Source organism: Bradyrhizobium sp. Ec3.3 (assembly GCF_000472925.1).
In the GTDB taxonomy this organism is placed as follows: domain Bacteria; phylum Pseudomonadota; class Alphaproteobacteria; order Rhizobiales; family Xanthobacteraceae; genus Bradyrhizobium.
Genome location: NZ_AXAS01000141.1, coordinates 1 through 3,058 on the forward strand (window position 1 = coordinate 1; position 3,058 = coordinate 3,058).

The 3,058-nt window shown below is 58.3% G+C and carries 3 protein-coding genes; 2 read left to right on the forward strand and 1 reads right to left on the reverse strand.

Annotation, left to right across the window (positions count from 1 at the left end):
• Window positions 1–74 precede the first annotated feature (74 nt).
• The gene (locus YUU_RS55690; RefSeq protein WP_051390286.1) at window positions 75–272 is read right to left on the reverse strand and encodes a hypothetical protein; all 198 of its coding nucleotides are present in this window, start codon (window positions 270–272) and stop codon (window positions 75–77) included.
• 348 nt (window positions 273–620) lie between these two features.
• Between YUU_RS55690 and YUU_RS0145630 the strand changes: the two genes are divergently transcribed.
• Window positions 621–1,778: a Xaa-Pro peptidase family protein gene (locus YUU_RS0145630; protein ID WP_156944945.1), complete on the forward strand. Its 1,158-nt coding sequence runs from the start codon at window positions 621–623 to the stop codon at window positions 1,776–1,778.
• A 1,134-nt stretch (window positions 1,779–2,912) separates the two neighbouring features.
• Window positions 2,913–3,058 (forward strand): IS630 transposase-related protein (locus YUU_RS55940; RefSeq protein WP_198031981.1); only part of this gene is annotated, 146 nt, incomplete at its 3' end.

The window sequence follows — 3,058 nt, forward strand, 5'->3', positions numbered from 1 at the left end:
GGCCGGCTCCGTGGCGTCGCCTGCCACCACCATTCACCGAACCCATCAACCCAACCACTGAATCTTGAGAGTCATCATGACTGGTCGATCTCGATCAGGTGGCGCCATTTGTAATCGTCGTTGTCGATGTCCAAAGGCTGGGCGCGCGTTTGATGTTGAGAGATGACGATCTTGGCTTTGCGTTCGTTCAGGTCTTCGATGATCCAGTTAGAATCAAAGCCTTGTCGGCGATCGAGCCGCCAAATTCGATGTCTTTGATCAAGGGCTCGCATCTGACGCGCTCCTTCGATGCCCGCCTACCTTTTTGGCGGTGCCAGTCAAGAGCTGCCCGCGACCCTCCAGGCCGGCGGTAGGCCGACGGTGTCAAAGCGATGGCCAGGGAGGAGGATGAACCGCAACAGATTCCCAAGCGCGTCAGTCAGTGCGAGGATTTTGGTGGTCCAGCCGCCTTGGCGTGCACCATCCTCCGGGTAAAACCGCATTTTGCAGGATTTGGGCAAAACTCGATGTCTTTTGCGGTTTTTGCGCGTCGGCACACGTTACGATTTTGAGGATAGCAAACGAACGCTGGTACCTCGCCGTCGTGCAAGGGACATCGACCAAGATAGGAGAATCTGCTCGTGCCCGCATTTAGTCAACAGGAATACCGCGAGCGCAGTGCTCGGCTGCGCCAGCAAATGGCGAAGCGAGGCATGGACTCTCTGCTTGTTCCGATCGAGTCAAACATGAACTATCTCACAGGCTATGAGGGATTTTCGGATTACGTCCCGCAGCTTACTCTGGTGTGCCAAGACGAGGAAGATCCGTGGCTAATCCTGCGAGAGCAGGATGTCCAATGCGCGACGGCCACGTGTTACCTGCCACAATCGCGCGTCCTCAGTTATCCGGAAAAATACATTGGTTCGAGCGAGCGGACACCATGGCAGCCAATCGGCAAAATGATCCGCGAGCGAATTAAATCCAATCGCATCGGCATCGAACTGACCGCGAGATTGTTTGGAGTGAAGGCCTATGCCGCCTTGGGCGACAGCTTGGACTTGTCGAATTCCATCGATGCCGACGGGATGATTTCCGAACTAAAGGCGGTCAAGTCATCAGCTGAGCTCGCCTACATTGAGCAAGCCGGCAAGATCGCGGACAAGGCCATGCAGGCTGGCCAGCTGGCGATTGCTGTAGGTGCCCGCGAATGCGATGTTGCCGCTGCAGTTAACCATGCGTTGTGCACGGGTACCCCGGAATTTCCCGGCGGAGCTAGCCGCCACCCTATCGTCATGCCGGTCGGCTCTCCCGCCAACGCACCGCATATTAGGTGGACCGATGGCGTTTACAAAATGGGCTGTCAGACCAATTTCGAGATCGGCGCCTTCCGTCATCGCTATTGCTGCGCGGTATCACGGACCGTATTCTTGGGCGAACCATCTGCTAGGTCGCGTCATGTGCACCAAGCGTGCCTGGACGGGTTCCTCGCGGCGTTTGAAACAATCCGGCCCGGGGCGAAATGCGGCGATGTTGAGCAGGCGTTCCGACGCGTCTTTTGTCCTCGTGGTGTGCGCAAAGAATCGAGAATTGGGTACTCAATTGGTATCGACTGGGTGGATGGTGGGCCAAGCTTTCAGGAGGGAGGCGAGACCATCCTTCAACCCAATATGACCTTTCACCTAATTATTGGCATCTGGGAAAGGGATGATGGCTACATCTTTAGTGAAACCGTCCGCGTGACCGAGAACGGCGCGAAGTCGCTGAGCAGCTTGCCGCGCAGCATATTGGTCAATTACTGATCGCGAGCTCGGTCAGCCACCAACGGGTTCCAAGCCGAACGCGGATTCCGCGGTTCTTGGCGGCTACTCGTTTGATCCGCGCTGGCGTGCGCGCTTGGCATGTGCGCCGGGATAGTGGTGTGATGACGGGCACGCTAGAGCGGGCGTGGCGGGCGACCCGGATGCCTTTGTGCAAGATGCTGCGCGTGGTCGCCATGTTGGGCAGCACGTACGGGTGGGCCTTGTGGGCCGGTGCGGGTTTGCTCGTTCCCGGTTTGGCTACAGCGCCTTGATGTCCATGCGCTGCATCAGCTTACTCACATGCCGCCCGGCCGGCTCCCTTGAGCCGGATCGTCCTGCCTGCATCCCACGGCTTGCTCCTCGCCGGCCCCGGTAGCGCGTACATCGGGAGGGTTTGAAGGACCCGCCCTTCGAGCGGCGAGTGGCCGAACTGCGCGAGCACCAGCGGAATTTTCTCGTCGCGGCTGCGGTTACGCATGCATTGTAGGCGGGTACACCGGAATTTCCGGGCGGAGCTAACCGCTTCCCACTTACCAAGCCGGTTTGTTCTCCCGCTAACGCGCCGCATATCAAGTTGTCCGTTTACAGAACGGGCTGTTAGACCAATTTCGAGCTCGGCGCCTTCCGTCACCGATATTGCCATGGGGTGCCACGGACTATATTTTTGTGCGAGCCATCTGCAGGGCGTGGCACGTGCATCAAGCGTCTCTCGACGTGCTCGCGGCGTTTTGAAACTATCCGGGGGCGAAATGCCGTGATGTTGAGCAAGCCTTCCGACGCGTGCGCGCCCTGCGTAAACATCCAACGGCGGAGGCAGCTTCTAGGCGGACGACGACACCGTAGTTGAAGCCAACGTGATCCTTCACGTCCTCATCGGCATTTGGGAAAAGGATGCCGGCTACATCTTCAGTGAGACTGTCCGCGTCACCGATAGTCGCACGAAATCGCTGGAGCACCATGTCGCGCGACCTGCGGGTCAATTGCTGAATTTTAACCGTTTTCCCGCGGACCCCGGCCGATTGCTCAGCGCCACGCGCCGGCCTGCAGGACCATCGGCCACGCTAAAGCGGGATGGGGTTAGGTTGAATCGATTTTGGATTCCCAAATCTTCTGATTCACCATAGGCCAGCATGGATGGGCAAGCCTTATTCTCTGGATCTTCGCAAGCGTGTCGTGGCTGCGATTGAGGGCGGGATGTCCCGCAATCAGGCAGCCAAGCAGTTTGGGGTCGCGATCAGCACGGCAATTGGCTGGATGAAGCGGGTCGATGAGACCGGCAG

Excerpts from the sequence above, each read along its gene's own strand:
- YUU_RS55690 (WP_051390286.1), bottom strand. The coding sequence starts at position 272 with ATGCGAGCCCTTGATCAAAGACATCGAATTTGGCGGCTCGATCGCCGA.